Annotated in this window: 14 protein-coding genes and 1 pseudogene; 8 read left to right on the forward strand and 7 right to left on the reverse strand. The window is 63.6% G+C overall.

Going from position 1 to position 14,786, the window contains the following annotated elements:
* Positions 1-68: 68 nt before the first annotated feature.
* On the reverse strand, positions 69-227 hold the full coding sequence (locus AO501_RS04695; RefSeq protein ID WP_156452306.1) for a hypothetical protein: 159 nt from the start codon (positions 225-227) through the stop codon (positions 69-71).
* A 239-nt stretch (positions 228-466) separates the two neighbouring features.
* Between AO501_RS04695 and AO501_RS04700 the strand changes: the two genes are divergently transcribed.
* The 4 genes from AO501_RS04700 to AO501_RS04715 all read left to right on the forward strand — a co-directional run bounded on the left by AO501_RS04700 (position 467) and on the right by AO501_RS04715 (position 2,903).
* On the forward strand, positions 467-676 hold the full coding sequence (locus AO501_RS04700; protein ID WP_055576613.1) for a hypothetical protein: 210 nt from the start codon (positions 467-469) through the stop codon (positions 674-676).
* Between the two features lie 90 nt (positions 677-766).
* On the forward strand, positions 767-1,033 hold the full coding sequence (locus AO501_RS04705; RefSeq protein WP_055576614.1) for a hypothetical protein: 267 nt from the start codon (positions 767-769) through the stop codon (positions 1,031-1,033).
* A 38-nt stretch (positions 1,034-1,071) separates the two neighbouring features.
* Positions 1,072-2,034 (forward strand): PucR family transcriptional regulator, encoded by a 963-nt coding sequence (locus AO501_RS04710; protein ID WP_055576615.1) that lies wholly within the window; start codon positions 1,072-1,074, stop codon positions 2,032-2,034.
* A gap of 83 nt (positions 2,035-2,117) precedes the next feature.
* The gene (locus AO501_RS04715; protein WP_055576616.1) at positions 2,118-2,903 is read left to right on the forward strand and encodes a tyrosine-type recombinase/integrase; all 786 of its coding nucleotides are present in this window, start codon (positions 2,118-2,120) and stop codon (positions 2,901-2,903) included.
* A gap of 581 nt (positions 2,904-3,484) precedes the next feature.
* Here the strand turns inward: AO501_RS04715 and AO501_RS04720 are convergent.
* The 3 genes from AO501_RS04720 to AO501_RS04730 all read right to left on the reverse strand — a co-directional run bounded on the left by AO501_RS04720 (position 3,485) and on the right by AO501_RS04730 (position 9,155).
* Complete coding sequence (locus AO501_RS04720) at positions 3,485-3,775, reverse strand: type II toxin-antitoxin system Phd/YefM family antitoxin (protein WP_156452307.1); 291 nt, start codon at positions 3,773-3,775, stop codon at positions 3,485-3,487.
* A gap of 179 nt (positions 3,776-3,954) precedes the next feature.
* On the reverse strand, positions 3,955-5,766 hold the full coding sequence (locus tag AO501_RS04725) for a S1 RNA-binding domain-containing protein (RefSeq protein WP_055576618.1): 1,812 nt from the start codon (positions 5,764-5,766) through the stop codon (positions 3,955-3,957).
* Positions 5,763-9,155: a serine/threonine-protein kinase gene (locus AO501_RS04730; RefSeq protein ID WP_055576619.1), complete on the reverse strand. Its 3,393-nt coding sequence runs from the start codon at positions 9,153-9,155 to the stop codon at positions 5,763-5,765. Before AO501_RS04730 ends, AO501_RS04725 begins: the two co-directional genes overlap by 4 nt.
* Before the next feature lie 326 nt (positions 9,156-9,481).
* Here AO501_RS04730 and AO501_RS40020 point away from each other — a divergent pair, with 326 nt between their 5' ends.
* Positions 9,482-9,610 carry a hypothetical protein gene (locus AO501_RS40020; protein ID WP_269435163.1) on the forward strand — a complete coding sequence of 43 codons (129 nt, stop codon included), beginning with the start codon at positions 9,482-9,484 and terminating at the stop codon, positions 9,608-9,610.
* 73 nt (positions 9,611-9,683) lie between these two features.
* Positions 9,684-10,501, forward strand: a pseudogene (locus AO501_RS40595) (PE family protein).
* Between the two features lie 144 nt (positions 10,502-10,645).
* Here the strand turns inward: AO501_RS40595 and AO501_RS04740 are convergent.
* The gene (locus AO501_RS04740) at positions 10,646-11,659 is read right to left on the reverse strand and encodes an RNA ligase family protein (RefSeq protein ID WP_082658384.1); all 1,014 of its coding nucleotides are present in this window, start codon (positions 11,657-11,659) and stop codon (positions 10,646-10,648) included.
* A 217-nt stretch (positions 11,660-11,876) separates the two neighbouring features.
* Between AO501_RS04740 and AO501_RS04745 the strand changes: the two genes are divergently transcribed.
* Both AO501_RS04745 and AO501_RS36815 read left to right on the forward strand, forming a co-directional pair.
* Positions 11,877-12,893 carry a DUF429 domain-containing protein gene (locus AO501_RS04745; protein WP_063892807.1) on the forward strand — a complete coding sequence of 339 codons (1,017 nt, stop codon included), beginning with the start codon at positions 11,877-11,879 and terminating at the stop codon, positions 12,891-12,893.
* Positions 12,894-13,183: 290 nt separating this feature from the next.
* Entirely contained in the window at positions 13,184-13,513 is a 330-nt protein-coding gene (locus AO501_RS36815) for a hypothetical protein (RefSeq protein WP_156452309.1), read from the forward strand.
* Between the two features lie 46 nt (positions 13,514-13,559).
* Here AO501_RS36815 and AO501_RS04750 read toward each other — a convergent pair whose 3' ends face one another.
* Both AO501_RS04750 and AO501_RS04755 read right to left on the reverse strand, forming a co-directional pair.
* Positions 13,560-14,048: a hypothetical protein gene (locus tag AO501_RS04750; RefSeq protein WP_055576621.1), complete on the reverse strand. Its 489-nt coding sequence runs from the start codon at positions 14,046-14,048 to the stop codon at positions 13,560-13,562.
* A gap of 55 nt (positions 14,049-14,103) precedes the next feature.
* Positions 14,104-14,481, reverse strand: a complete 378-nt coding sequence (locus tag AO501_RS04755; RefSeq protein WP_055576622.1) for a lipoprotein LpqH — start codon at positions 14,479-14,481, stop codon at positions 14,104-14,106.
* Positions 14,482-14,786 lie beyond the last annotated feature (305 nt).

Here is a 14,786-nt window from a genome sequence, read left to right on the forward strand (position 1 = left end):
AAAAGAATCACACAACCACTACGCTGCCCGAAGCTGCGTAACACAAATCCCGTGTCCACCATCCGGGGTCAAGGCCCTACTTCCGCACGAGTAAGCACTTCCGGGTCGCCGGGACCAGGCAAGTCGTAGTCGACGATGGTCCGGCCCGGATACTGCCGCAGCTGGGCCACACACTCTTCGATCGACCGCTCCCGGCCGGCGATCACAATGACTTCTGAAGTAGACACCCTGTCACTCTCATGTGTGCAAAAATGCGAGCGCAAAACCGCGATCGCGGTAACGATCCCCAACTCAACCGTCACAGCCCAGAGTAGTGGTCTTTTCCCGGCTAGCTGCGAGTCCCATACATCGCGGCACCCGACGTATCGTCGGAGTTGGTTGAGACCGTTTCGCATATGAACAGCTCAGCGCCGGGCCCGACGAACGGCTCTGCCAAACCTTGGCTACATCGGTTATCGGTGTGGGCATGGAGGTCTACGGCCGCGGACCCGATGCTGGTCGGGAAGCCACCTACACCGGCACGATCAACTGGTCGCCAACCACCGAAGACGACGGCCGCTGGGACAATTACACCGTCATCCAGCCCAAGCAGTGTCAAACCCTGATGCAACCGATCCTCACGCTGTCAGGTCGCGTACCAATGGGGCGGAGAAAGCGTGGCAGAGTGCACAATTGAGCAGCATCTTTTTGGGTCTTGTGCACAAATTCTCAAGGTGTCGTCCCCCATACACTCTGGGGCGTGCTCTGGGGCCAACCGTCTACGCGGGTGCACGACCTGATCCGCGCCGGCTTGCAGCTGGCCAGTGAATCGGGCGATGAGTGGCTTGCTGACATCACACACGCCACAGCGCAGTCCCTGCCACAAGTCGCCGCAGATCCGGATCTGGCGGTGGCGATGTCGCGGGCGCACCGAGCGAACCTGCGTCGCTGGGGCTCGGCCATGATGCAGTCCCCCATTGCTCCGGCCCCTCCCCTGCTGGACACCGCAGAAAATCTCGACCTGGCTCGCATGCTGGCGCACCGCGCGGACTAACCGCCTCGACCCCTGACATCTTCCGCATCGCCCAGACCGTGGCATGGCGCCGCTGGACGGACATCGCGTTCGGCCTCGGCGCCGACCCCGAGGAGCTACGCGAGGTGCTCAACCTGTCCATGTCCCGATTGAGCGAGTTCCTTGATGCCGCAAGCCGATACGTGTGCGCCCCCACGCACGCCGAGTCGCACCACGCTGGCATCGAGCACCAAACGAACCTCGAGCGTCGCGCGCTGATCGAGTCCCTGCTCTATAGCACCGCTACCGACACCGACACCGCCGTCGTGGCGGGTCTGTTGGGCTACCGCCTGGACCTGCCGCACACCGCAGCTGTCATCTGGTCTGATCGAGGCGACGATGCAGCCGCGGTGGAGGACGCCGCCAAAGCGTTGATCGAAGCCTGCGCCGGCCAGTCGCTTTCAGTGACGTCCGGCGCCCAATCCCACTGGGTGTGGGCACACCAGGTGGAATGTGTTGATCCTGGTCAGATCGAGGCGGCCATCGCACCGCAGGTGTACATGGCGATCGGTGGGCCCGGCTACGGAATTACAGGGTTCGTCCGCAGCCACCGCGACCCTTTGACCGCCCAGCGCATAATGGCACAGTTGAAATGCCCTCAGCGCGTCCTACACAGTTCCACGCAACTGCAGCTCATCGGGTTGGTGACGAAAAATCGTGCAGAAGCAATTGATTTCATCCAGCGGACACTGGGAGACTTCGCATTCGCCTCCCCGTCCATACACGCCTCAGTGCTGGCCTACATCGAAGCCGGCTGCAACGTCACGCACGCAGCGAAAGCTTTGTTCACCCACCGCAACACCATGTTGAATCGACTTGACACGGCGCAACGTCCGCTGCCACGACCTCTCAAGGAGAACCTGATCGACGTCGCCGTGGCACTGGTGACGTTGCGGTGGATGCCAGGAACCGACACAGTAGCCGAGCGACTGTCCCACAACAACTATGAACCGCAACGGGCCGCAAACAGTGGGCGTACGTGATCGCGGGCGCTCGCGCCTCACTGGCGCCAAGACGTTACCCGCTAAGCGAAGGGAGACCGGCCATCGACATCAGCTGCGGCCCAATGTCGTTCGCCTCCTATGGTCCGGCGTGGGTTGAACAGCGTGTGATCAGCCAACACACCCTTACGCATTACCGCCGACTACTGGACAAGCACATTCTGCCGACCTTCGGACGCATGGCCCTCGGCGATATCACGCCCGACAGTGTGGAGGCCTGGTACACCGCCACCGACGCCAGCGCACCGACCGTGCGGATTCACGCCTACTCACTACTTCGCGCGATCCTCCAAGACGCGTTGTCACGCAACATCATCGCTGCCAACCCCTGCCAGAACCCCGCCGTCAAAACCTCCCGACGCACCGAGGCGGCCAACCCCGTAACGGCCAAGGAACTCGGCGCGATCGCCGCGGCGATGCCAGCGCAGTATCAGCTCCTGATCCTCATGACCGCCTGGTGCGACATGCCGTTTAGCGAGTTGGCAGAGCTGCGGCGCAAAGACATCGACCTCATGGCCGGCATCGTGCGCGTGCGCCGGGCGGTGAAGCTGGCCCACCGACGCTTCGAGGTCACCACACCGAAAAGCACCCTCGGAATTCGAGACATCCCTATCCCGGCGACCCTGGCGCCACGGATCAACGCCCACCTGCGCCACCACGTTCCACCCAATGGCGAGGCACTTCTTTTCCCTTCCGTTCTCGATCCCGACCGCCACCTCTCACCGTCGGTCCTGTACCCAATGTTTCATCACGCGCGCGCCGCTGGCGGGCGCCCAGACTTGCGAGTCCCCGACTTGCGGCGCTGTCACCATCACCTCATGGCGAAGGAAGGGCCCGCAGCCGACGCTTAGCAGTTACGCACTCGCGCGGGACCATGAAGCAACGAGCACGTGTCCTGCAGTTCAGGCCCGTAAGCGACGGCACCGCAGGTGCACTCCCAGCTGATGTGCCGGCCACAAGAGCATGGGATCGAACCGACCAACATTCGACCTGGCTGCAGCGTATGGCCAGCTGGACAGCACTGCGGCGGCCGGGCCATCCAGCGGCCGTCGATACAGCGCACCAACTCACCTGCCACGGGTTGAGCTTATCTCCGCACCGACCACCCAGATCCCTAGCATGTTTGCGCCGAGACCTAATAGCGCGGTTTCAAGCCCGGCGAAAGTCGGTGGTGTTTCGTTGGCTAGGGCTGCGTGGTTGGCGACGCCACAGCCGCGGTAGACGTTGGGCGAATGGCGGGCCATCTGTCGTAGGCGTTGCGCATTTTAATCAGATCTAGTGCGGCGAATGCAGCGATTGCGGGGCCGGAAATATATTGTGCCTCAGATTAACTCAGCGAATACGACCGCAGGAACGAAGAGTTGATGGCCGCCAGGCGGCACCAGCTCCTACCGGGGCCGCTGAAGCAACAGACTGGCATCCAGATGGATGTTCATCGATAGCCGATCCAGCCCGCCTGGTCGCGTCCGCGCTCGAAGAGTTCCAAGAGTGCCTGTTCGTACCCGGCCGGCTTCGGCTGATCGTATACCCCGGACTTCGCAATTTGTTCGAGCCTGACTCCGGATCGTTGCTCAGGAGGCGCAGCAGGCGATTGCCTGGTGATGACCACACCTGTGTCCTTGCCACGGTTGGTGACGCGGTAGGTCGTCCCGTTCTCGGCCGCCACAATGACCTGCGAAGCTTTGTGCCGCAATTCGCCGATCCCGACAGTCTCCATACTCATGGGTATAGCATTTCTGCGCTCTTGTCGCACAGCTAACTTATCGGGTTGCGCGAGGCTCCTGAGAGCGCCTCAGCACACCCGCCAGCGCGAACCAACACCCCTGCGGCTTAATCCAAACCGCCGACCAGATCCGGGCCAGCATCGGCGACTACTGCACCCGAATTCACGACTCAGGACACTTAGGTGCGGCGGGTCAGTTTCAGTGAGACCCGCCCGGCTTCCACGTCGACATTCAGGACGGTCACGATGACGTGGTCGTCGACGTTGACGACTTCGGTGGGATGGCCGACCCTGCGGGTCGACAACTGCGAAATGTGGATAAGACCTGTGACGTCATCACCGAGATTCACGAACGCCCCGAAGCCGGCGATGCTTTTGACAACGCCCGACATGGTCTGCCCGACAGTCATTCTGCGCAGCGCGGCCTTGCGGATCTCATCCCGAGAGCCCGCCGGCCTAGCTGACTTTCGCGGGCTTCCGCGGCCCTTCCGCGCCCCTTTGGCCGCAGACACCGTAAGGGCGGCGGTCGCTGACTGCCCGGCAGAAGCATTGGGATGCACAGTTGATGCATCGCGTCCAGCAGTGCCGCGCGCCGCCACCAGCGGCCGGTATTTTTCGGGCAGTGTGCCAACGACTTCCATTGCGCGGCCGCAGTTCTCGGTCATGTATCGGTCGTACTGGCGGTCGGCGAGTTCCTGGTCTTGGACCAGATCACCCTCTTCCTGTCGATATCTGCGGGACCGGTCACCACGAAACGACAACCAGTTGAAGCTGGTCTTGATGTAGTAGGTATCGCTGACAAGCACTTTGGCGTGGGTATCTTCCACTTTGACGATCGCCAGCCGGGTCGATCGTTTCGCCGCCTCGTGCAGGTCTTCCAACGCGTTGGTGTCAGTCTTTTCGTTGTCGCCGAATCCCCAGAAGATGGTGACATCGGCTGTGCGGGAGAGCTGTTCAAGGCGGCGCACCCACCGCGCAGTCACGACACTACGCGTGATCCACGGGCTGATGATCAACAACCGCCGCTTGGAGTTGGTCAGCGCGTCATCAAGCCACTGCGGGTGCTCGTAGACACCGAGCCACCTGATCTGCGCACGGTCCAGTGCCGCGCTGTCAGCCCCGGTCTCCTCCTCGGTGAAGGCCTTCTGAATGGCAATGACTTCCTCGCGAGACAGCCGGGTACCTGTCGTATCCGAGTCAGGGACCGGTTCATACGGGCTGTCCGCAGGCGCGGCAGAAAGACCAAGGCGATCGACGGCACCGATACTGTCCAACGCGGTATCGTGCGCTTCGGACCACTCTCCATCGATATCGACCCCCAGGCGCAACGCGTTGGAGTCGATGTCTTTGTACACCAATAGGATTGCGTTGTAGTAGTAGTTCCGGTTCTCAGTAACGCCAGCGATACCGAGAACGCGCACCGTCTCGCGGCGTAACTGCAGCGCCTCGGTGAGCTGGCCCACGGTGAGATCCTCAAGTTCAACGTGACGACTACTTGCCGGAGGCAGCAGGATCCGGCCCTCATCGGCTTTGGCCACCACCGCTCTGCTCAGAGCTTGCTTGCGCCACCCGGTCAACCGCCCGGTAAGACGGTCGTAGACCACTTGGATCGACGCCGGTTTCGGCCGGCGCAGCTGTGCATCACGTGCCGCTTCACGTCCGGTGTCCAGCAGCGTCAACCGCCGCGCTTGCCCAGGTTTGGGAGGCCGATAGTCGATGTATTCCGCTTCCAGCAATCCCGCGATGGCGCGGGCGGTGTCGGAGTGATCCAGGCCGAGGAACAACTGCAGATCGTCGGCGGTGTCGATGCCGTTCAGCATGGCGCGCAACGCGTACTTCTGTGCTGCGTCAAGCTCTTCGGCGTGCTCGACGAGCAGATCGACGGTCAGCGTGGAGGCGGGAAGGGCCGCGGGTTCGGCCGCCAGCAGGATATGCCCGGGCAGCATGTGGGCGTGTTTGCGGGCAGCGTCGGCCAGGATGTCGCGGCTCACAGGTACTCAACCCGCCCCGCCGGGCTTGTAGCGATGTGGTGCAGCACGTCCCTAAGTGGGCCCTCACGCGAGGTACAGAATTCGGAGTCGCCCACGATCCACAGGGCTTCACGGGCCCGCGACAGCGCGACGTTGATCCGCCCGGCATACGGCTGGCCGAGAAAGCCCAGTTCACCGGCCAGGTTGGCGCGGGTCACCGAGAAAATGACTACGTCAGCTTCCCTGCCCTGTACCGCGTCAATGGTCTTCACCTGCGCATCGACATGACGGCAGCCCAGGCGGCGCAGAGCGCGCGTGATCTCCCCGCACTGCTTGCTGTAGCCGCTGAGCACCAACACGTGTAGTTTCTCGCCGTCCAAACGCCGGTACCGGCCCGCGGCCGCCCGCTCGTCGAGACGCTTGACCAGATCAGCGACCTTCTCGACCTCCAGCTTGTTCGAGGCGCTTACGCTGCCGGCGAACTTCGCTTCCTCAAACCGATTGCCGCGGTGGCTGGTGGAAAACCAGATCAGCCGTTCATCCTCCTCGATGCTGGAAGGATCGAGGACGGGCACCGGGTCATGGACCAGTTCACCCGTATAGAACGCCTGCGAGATGAGTTCACCGATCGGGGCCGCCATCCGGTGCTGAGTCACCAAACGAGTCCGGCACGCATCGGGCACCTCAGCCAACAACGTGTCAAACAGCGATGTCGACACCACAGCGCGGTCAAGGTCGAACGTCTTGATCAGATCGGGGTGGCCCAGGACTTCCTCCGCCATCGGTGGCAGCTGCTTGGTGTCCCCGACCATCACCCACCGCTTGGACCGCGTCATCGGCACCAACAGTTCCGCCGCGGTCGCCCGCGATGCTTCATCGATGATGCACAGATCGAACTGCATCTCACCGACATTGCGATTGGCCACAAACCCCATGCACGTGCCTGCTACCACGCTCTGGGTGGGAAGAAACATCGGTTCGGCCGCCGCCGGATCATTCAGGCTGGCCAGCCAATCTCCCTGCGTTTGAACGAGCTGATGCAATCTGCGCTGCGCCGCGCCACCCAGGACGGCCTCCACCAAGGCCGCCAGCGTCGACTCATCGAGCGGGTCGGGCACGTCCACGCCCACTTCACCGGCCGCGGCACGCACCTCAGCCACAGCTTGCTCAGCGCGCTCGCTGGCACGCTGATAGTCGGCGAGCATGTCGGCCCGTTGTTCGGGCAGGTCTTCGTTGTCGAGCCGATCATCGGTTGACAACGTGCCCAGGGCCTCGGCGTGTCCGCGCTGGCGGCGCAGTGTCGCCAAGGCCTCCTCGGCGCGCAACGCCAAGATCAGGTGCTCGATTTGGACACCCTCACGGGCTGCCAGCTTGCTCATGCCTTCCTCGGCCCGCTCGGCCACCCCTGCCCGCCATGCCTCAAGCTTGTTGCTCAACAGCAGATGCGTGGCCTCCGGATCGACCCGGTCGTCCTTGCTTGACAGCCGCACGACCGCCTCCACCCCCGACTTTTCTAGTCGGGTGATCGCGTTATCGATCGCGACGTGCATCTGGCTCACCAACAGCACCTTGTCGTGGGGTCGCGCCGCCAAGTACTGGTTGACCAGCTCGCAGATGAACGACGTCTTGCCTGTCCCGGGCGGCCCTTCGACCAAGAACAGGTCTGAAGAGCCCAGGGCCCGTGCGACAGCAACCTTCTTGTCCTCGTCCAAACCCTCTGTCCGAGCGACGAATTCGACAGGATCGGGCGCTTGCGCTTGCGCCGGGTCGAGAACCAGCTCACGTAGATGCGGCCGCGCCGCGCTGCCCTCCCGCAGCGCCGCCAGGGCGTCCTTTTGCCTACGGATGGCTGCCCGTGACGGCGTGCGATCACGCACCAGGACCCCGTCGAACGGGATATCAGCACCGCGGCCCGCGGCGCGCACCGTGAAGTCGGTACCGTCTGTGTCGTCTATGTCGACAACGACCACACGGACATCCTTGCCGGTCACCTCATCACCGAGCGGGCGCGCGATGCGTTCCTGGTCGAGAATCGACGCCGACAACGCAGTCTTGGACTGCAAGGTGAATTCGATACCGGAACTCCCGACTCGGCTGTATGTGATGGGTTCTTCGAGGCGCTTCTCCAATTGCTCCTTGGCGTCAATGAGTTTCGACCACGAGGTCAGCCGCGCATTCTTGATTCGTTCGCTGGATCGATCGCCCGCGTCCTGCACCGCTTTCCGTAACCGGGCTCTCAGCTCCCAGGCCGCCTTGGCCGACTCCGCCGGCCGCAGCGGCGGTCGTGCCGTAAACACCAGTTCCCGCGAATCAAGCACGACCGCTTCCTCGAGTCGGCGCAGATACTCGAGATCTTCAAAGTCGGCCACCTCGGCCCGAATACACTTCAGCTTGGTGTCCCCTTCGAACGCGAGCACCAGTTTCACCTGATCGCCCACCAGCTGGAACTCATCAGCGCTCAGGTGTGTCTGCCCATCGGGCGCAGTCTTCAGGCGAGGTACCGCGTAAGTCGCTGTGCCCATCCGCTGCTCAATGACGTCCTCAGCCCGGCGGCCTTCCCCTGCCTGCAGCAGCGTCTCACGGGCGATGCGTGTCAACAGGAACGGCACCTGCCGCGCCCGGTGCCAGTTCTTTGCGCGCGCTGTCTGGATAGCTTGCAGCTCATAGAAGAAGACCTGCCCGTCTGCGGGGCGGACCGCTGGATCCGGGTCCAGCGCTCGGCGCAACAGGTCGGTCACCGGCGGTGGAGTGTCGGCATCGTTGAGTGCCGCCGTGACGTGGTGGTAGGCAGAGAACTTCTGGGTGCTCACGCACTGCAACAGCGTCGCGGCCAGTCCATACACGTCGAACCGCGCCGACCCGCGCGAGGTCTGTTCCGGTGGCGCCCAGGGGGCGCTGGTCATCCCGATCACCGTGGCATCCTCCGCCGCGGCGATTTGCTTCTTGATCTTGCTCAGTGCGAAATCGGCAAGCAACGGTTTGCCACCGGTCCACAGCACATTTCCCGGTTTTACATCGCGGTGCAGGACTGACAGCGAATGCGAATGCGCTAGCGCCGAAGCTAAGGGCAAAGCGACGGTGTCGGCGACATCGTCCCAGCCCGGTGTTTCCGGCAAGCCGGCCAACCACGTCTTGAGGGTATCCGGAATCCATTCGAGCACAACATAATAGAGTCCCGCCGCGTCGTCGATGCCGGAGTCGAGAAGTGCGGCAACATTTGCGTGGCTCAGGGTCCGCATCGCCGCGGTCTCTCGCTCAAAGTAGATCCGAAAGATCTCGTCAGATTTTGCCGGCACGACTTTCACCGCCACGTGACGCCCACCCCGGTCGAGATCGCTGGCCTGGAATACCTCCCACTGCCCACCGACACGACGCGTGTTGGCAATCTCGGCGTACCGCCCGGCAACCACTCGACGTGACAACCTCATCCCCTCCTTGTAACGGTCCCGACGATACTTTCTTGCGACGGGACAGCCCAGCTGTGCTGGCTCGTCGAGGTGCAACTAGGGGAAGGGACGCCCCGTCAACGCCCATCCATCCGCCTCGATGGAGGCGCCGGGCCGCCGGGGTGGTGTTGTGCAGATTGCACTGCCGTTGGTGTGATTGCTGTGCAGAACGGAGTTGATTGTTAGCGGTTGGGACGTCCACGATCCGCTGTGAGCCAATGGATTACGCGTGAGAAGTGGGTGTTGTGTTGTCGGTTACCGGATGCCGTTCAGCGCTTTCTCTCGGGCGGGTGCTGACTGTGGTGAGTGTGTCGATGGGCGGTGACGGTGGCCCGTCTGGGGTGACTGTCTCGGCGGCACAGCGCCGTCAGGCCCGGATGCCCTTCTTCGCCGGACTCACCCGTGGGTTGTCGGCGTGAGCTCTGCGGGTCGCTCTTTCATCCCTAGTGGACCTGGGCATAGCTCCACCGGGCGCGTTGAACGGAGGATTTCATGTCGGTGGTTGTGATCCCGGAGTGGTTGAATGCGGCCGCTTCCGATGTGGCGGGTGTGGGTGCGGCAGTCGGTGCGGCCAATACCGCCGCCATGGGGCCCACGACGGGTCTGCTGGCCGCGGCCGAGGATGAGGTGTCGGCGGCGGTCGCGGTCCTGTTTTCTACTCATGGGCTGGGTTATCAGGTGCTGAGCGCGCAGGTGTCGGCGTTTCACGAGCAGTTTGTGCACGCGCTCGCTGGTGCCAGCGGCGCCTATCTCGCCGCCGAGGCTGCGCCTCACCGCTGCACGGGTGGGAGCAAAGCGTTCTGGATGCGATCAACACCCCCACCACGATGTTGTTGGGGCGTCCCCTGATCGGTGATGGCGCCAACGGAACGGCCGCGGACCCCAACGGCCGCGACGGGGGATTGCTCTATGGCAACGGCGGCGCCGGGTATTCCGGGCCGGCGGGTTCGGGGCTGGCCGGGGGCGCCGGTGGGTCTGCAGGTTTATTCGGTCACGGCGGAGCCGGCGGCAACGGCGCCTCCGGGGTGTCGGGCGCTGCGGGCGGTGGCACGGGTGGTGCCGGCGGCGCTGGTGGTGCTGGTGGTCGCGGTGGCCTGCTATCGGGCAATGGCGGTGCAGGTGGTTGGGGCGGTAACGGCGGCACCGGCGGGGTCGGCGCCACCGGGATCAACAGCACCACCTTCGGGGTGGCCGGCGGTGCCGGCCAGCTCGGCGGCAGCGGTGGTCAGGGCGGCCTTGGTGGGGCCGGCGGGGCCGGCGGCACCGGAACCGGCATCAACAACAACGGACAAGACGGCAACCCCGGCTAAGCCGATCTTCGGGGCCGGTTCTCAACAACAACGGACAAGACGGCAACCCCGGCTAAGCCGGTCTTCGGGGCCGGTTCCGGAGCCGCTGGCCCGGCGGAAGGCAAGCAGCGAAACTCGCACGACGGATGACCAAACACGCGACTCTCAGGCGGAACGGGCGCGCGCGTCGGCAGGCATGCGGACCGCCGTCACGTCGTCGAGGTCGGCGCGCAGACCCTTCCACGACGGATGTCGCAGCATCCCGCGCAACTCGCGATATTCAACGTCGCCCGCAGCTTCAGCGCGAACCCAGTTAGCAAATCGCGCCACGTCCGGCGGGACCGCAGTCGCGAACGGCGAAACCGCAGAGGCTAACGGTGAAAGGCGCTTATGCAGTACCCGGCGATGCGCAGCGCTGAGGCCCGCTCCGACGGTGCCACAGTAAGCCAGCCTGCCGAAATCGTCGTAGGCACCCACAATCAAGGCCCCGATCTCTTTCCGGTTAGCTCCACCCGGCAGCCAGCCGCCGATCAGGAACTCGCTGCGCACACGACAGCACGTTTTGAGCCAAGCCGTCGATCTACCGGGCCGATATACGGATTCAAGGCGCTTGGATACGACACCTTCCATGCGGTGTTCTGCCGCCACAGCAAGGGCGTCGACGACGCGGAGCTCCCTCGTGTCGAACCTCGGCACCACCCGCAACCGGGATCCCAAAGCAATGTCGTCCTCGAGGAGCTCGCGGCGACGGGTGTAGGGCTCACCAGTGGTGTCGATGCCGTCGACAGCGAGTACATCGAACGCGTAGAACAGGGCCGGCGCCGTGCGAAGCAAATCCGTCGACGGGCGGCGATTTTGAGGCCAGCGCTGCTGTAGCCGCCCGAAATCGGGACGCCCGTCGGCATCCACAACGACGATCTCGCCATCGAGCACCGCCGCTCGACCGTTGAGTGACCTAGCTACCGATGCTGCAACGTCGGGAAAGCAGCGCGTAATGAGCGCACCGTTTCGTGAATAGACCGCGACGTCGCCGTGTTGGTCGGCCACGATGAGCCCACGCTGCCCGTCAAACTTCCACTCAACAGACCATCCCTCATCTACGGGCGGATCCCCAAGGGTGGCCAGCATAGGCGCCGGCGCTTGCCTCCGACGCCTGTTCTCGTGGTGAACGGAGGGCATCGCCCTCAGGCTACCCACGCCGCAGCGGCAGCGCCGGATACGACCGATTCGATAAGCAACGTGCTAGTGATCGTCGAGACAACTCCATTCGGCGGTAACGTCGCCACCGTCGAAGAGACACTGATGCAGGATCGACTACCTGGCGCGACGACAGATAAGCGCGTCCCCGAGATGCTTTAGTCGCCAACTCACCGGAACGCACCAAAAAGGGGGACGGATGAATTTCATCGGCATCGACCTCGCGTGGGGCAGCCGCACCCCTGACCCGGCTCATAAGCCGAACCGCACAGGAATCGCTGTCCTCGATAGCGGTGGACACCTGACGTATATCGGCACCCATGTCTTTGATGACGAAATCCATGCGACGGTGGCTCCGTACGCACAAGGTTCCTGTGTCGTCGCCATCGACGCGCCGCTCAGAATTACCAACCAGGATGGGCAGCGACTCGCGGAGACGACACTTGGACGCGATTTCGCGCGATTCGATGCCGGCGCGAATTCCGCCAACATCGCGCGGTTCTCCGCCGATCCTCGCGGTGCTCGCCTAGCTCGAGCGCTCGCCTTAGACATCGACCCGCGTTCGGCGCGTCCCCGACGCGCGGTCGAGGTCTACCCTCACCCGGCAACAGTCGCACTCTTCCGACTGGGGCGAATCTTCAAGTTCAAGAAAGGAACTCCCGCACAACGCAAACCAGAGATGCTCCGGTACATCCGAGCCATCGAAAGCCTCGCAACAGCCCCCGTCGCGATTCACGTCGTCGAGCACGACGACTGGAACCACGTACGCCGAACCGTCGAAAATGCCGAGCAACCATTCGAACTCAACCGGGCCGAGGACCAGATCGACGCGGTCATGTGCGCCTACGTCGCGCTCTACGCCCACCACCGACCCGATGATGTCACTATCTATGGCGACTTTCCCGCCAACGGCTACATCCTCACGCCCACGTTGCCACGAGACGTTAAGCCCACGCCGCGCCGCCCACCCGCACCCACTTCCCCGGTGCCGCCGGCCATCGCCGGACAGCACGCACGATGTTCTGCCCTCCTCGGAGCGATTCGTGCGACGCTCACCGAAATCGAAAGCGAGATAAGCACACTCGCGCCGTCAATGACCCACAACACGGCTAATGTCGCGGCGGATCTCCTGTCGGAAGTCGAAGCCGTCCTCGCGCAGGCCGATCTCGAAATAACCACCCTGCGCGCTCGACTCCACACCCCCAGTGAAGCCTGAAATGCCTTCTCATCAATTCAAGGCGACTCAGTCTTCGGCCCAGAGCGCCTCGACCTGCCCGCTGCGCGCGGACCAGCGTGTGCTTCGACAACGGTCCGGAATTCGTGGCCCGCGCCGTCAATGATTGATGCCATTCAACACCGCCGCTTCACTGCCCGTTGGCCGTGGCCAGTTCAACTCCTCGTGGTCGGCTTTTCCGATCAAACCCATGCCAGAGGATTGGTGGTGGCGTAGCGTAGCTAGGCAGCGTCGCGCTACACGTGCCGCGTGTTGCCGGTGGGGGGGCCACTATGTCGAAGCAAGTTCGGTCGGGGCTGTTCGTTATCGTTGCAGCAACAATGAGCATGGCCTTCGCCACCCCACCGCAGGCTCGTGCTGAGACCCCTTTGGCCGCTTTCTGTGCTGACAACGCGGCCCAACTTCAGAGAACCTCACACGAGGCCGGCCTTGACCCAGCCCAATGGGCCAGTGACTCGAAAAACCTTGCGCGGTTTGGTTTTCAAGGACCCGGTGACATCGACACGCTCTACCACATGGTCATTGACAGCGGCGCGCCGAACATTACTTCGCATTGGTCAAACGAGAATGGCCGCATCGAATGGCGTTGCTCGGGCCAGTGACGGTGTAGGAATCCTGGCGCATGCCCACACTCAGCGCGGTGCAGCGTTAGGACATGTGCGGCAGGCTGCCCCAGTTGACGCCCCAGGTGGCGATTTTGGTGGTGACGGACTTGGGGTGTTCGAAGCCTTCGAGTGTCGATGTGGCTGTGCCGCTGGCCATGTAGGACCCGGGTTTGAGGGCGATGAGTTGGTCGTCGTTGGGGAATTGCACGGAGTAGGAGCCGCCGTCGTGGACGTCGATCACGGCGCTGTAGTCGCGGCGGAAAACGTCTGTTGCTCCGCTGTTTTGGTCTCCGTAGCCGACCTGCATGTGGAACTCGAGGGTGACTGGTGCGCTGGGAAGGTTGGTCTGGCAGTTGGAGGCGTTCATGCGGCTGCCGGCGTATTTGGCGCCGCCGAGGTCGTAGGTGAATGGTTGGTCGACGGAGAACTGGCAGCGGATGAAGATCACGTCTGCGTGTGCTGTCGGGGTGGCCGCGGCTGCGGCCAGTGCTGCCGCGGCGGTGGCGGCGGCTATACGGGCGGTGGTGAACACGGTGTGTTGTTCCTCTCGGGGTGGCGCAATCGCGCAGCGGCGGTAGTGGGTTGGGTCAGGGGCAGGTGACGGTGACCTGGAACGGCACGGTCAGCTCTTGCCCGGAGTTGTTGGCTCCCCAGGCTTTGCCGGTGAGGCTGTAGGTTTTGCCGTTCTTGGTTGCTGTCGCGGTGTTGTCGCCGTGTTCGGGATAGACGGCGAAGAGGTTGTAGTCGCCGATGATGTTCTGCAGGGTCACTCGTTTGACGGTGGGTTTGTCGCCGATGGTGACGGCGATCAGGACGTCTTTGGGTGCGGTGCCGATGCTGATGACGGTTTCATTGAGATCGTCGTAAGTGGTGCAGGCCAGCTGGCCGTCGACCTTGTGTTGCTGTCCGTCGATGATGACGGTGGCGTCGTTGGTGCGTGCGACCGCGATTCCGCTGCCCCGCACGGTGTCCTGAGTGGGCCGGTGTCGGGTGATGGCTGGAGCAGGCTGCGGTGGCGCTGGCGGCCAGTGCTGCCGCGCCGAGGGCTGCGATCAGTTGGGGGTGCATTGGTGGTGTTTCCTTTCGGTGCTGTTTTAGGTAGATGGTTCGCCGCTGGCGCCGGTGGCGTCGGCGTCGGCCAGGGTGGTGTGCAGGCGCTCAAGTGGGTCGCCGGGGGCGAGTCGGTGCGCGGGGGCGGGGCCGGTGCCCGAGACGGGCAGCCGGTCCGGCGTGATGTCGTTGAGGGGGCCGGGGCCGGCTGCGCCGGGTG

Origin of the sequence: Mycobacterium gordonae (assembly GCF_001417955.2) — a bacterium.
In the GTDB taxonomy this organism is placed as follows: Bacteria; Actinomycetota; Actinomycetes; order Mycobacteriales; family Mycobacteriaceae; genus Mycobacterium; species Mycobacterium gordonae_B.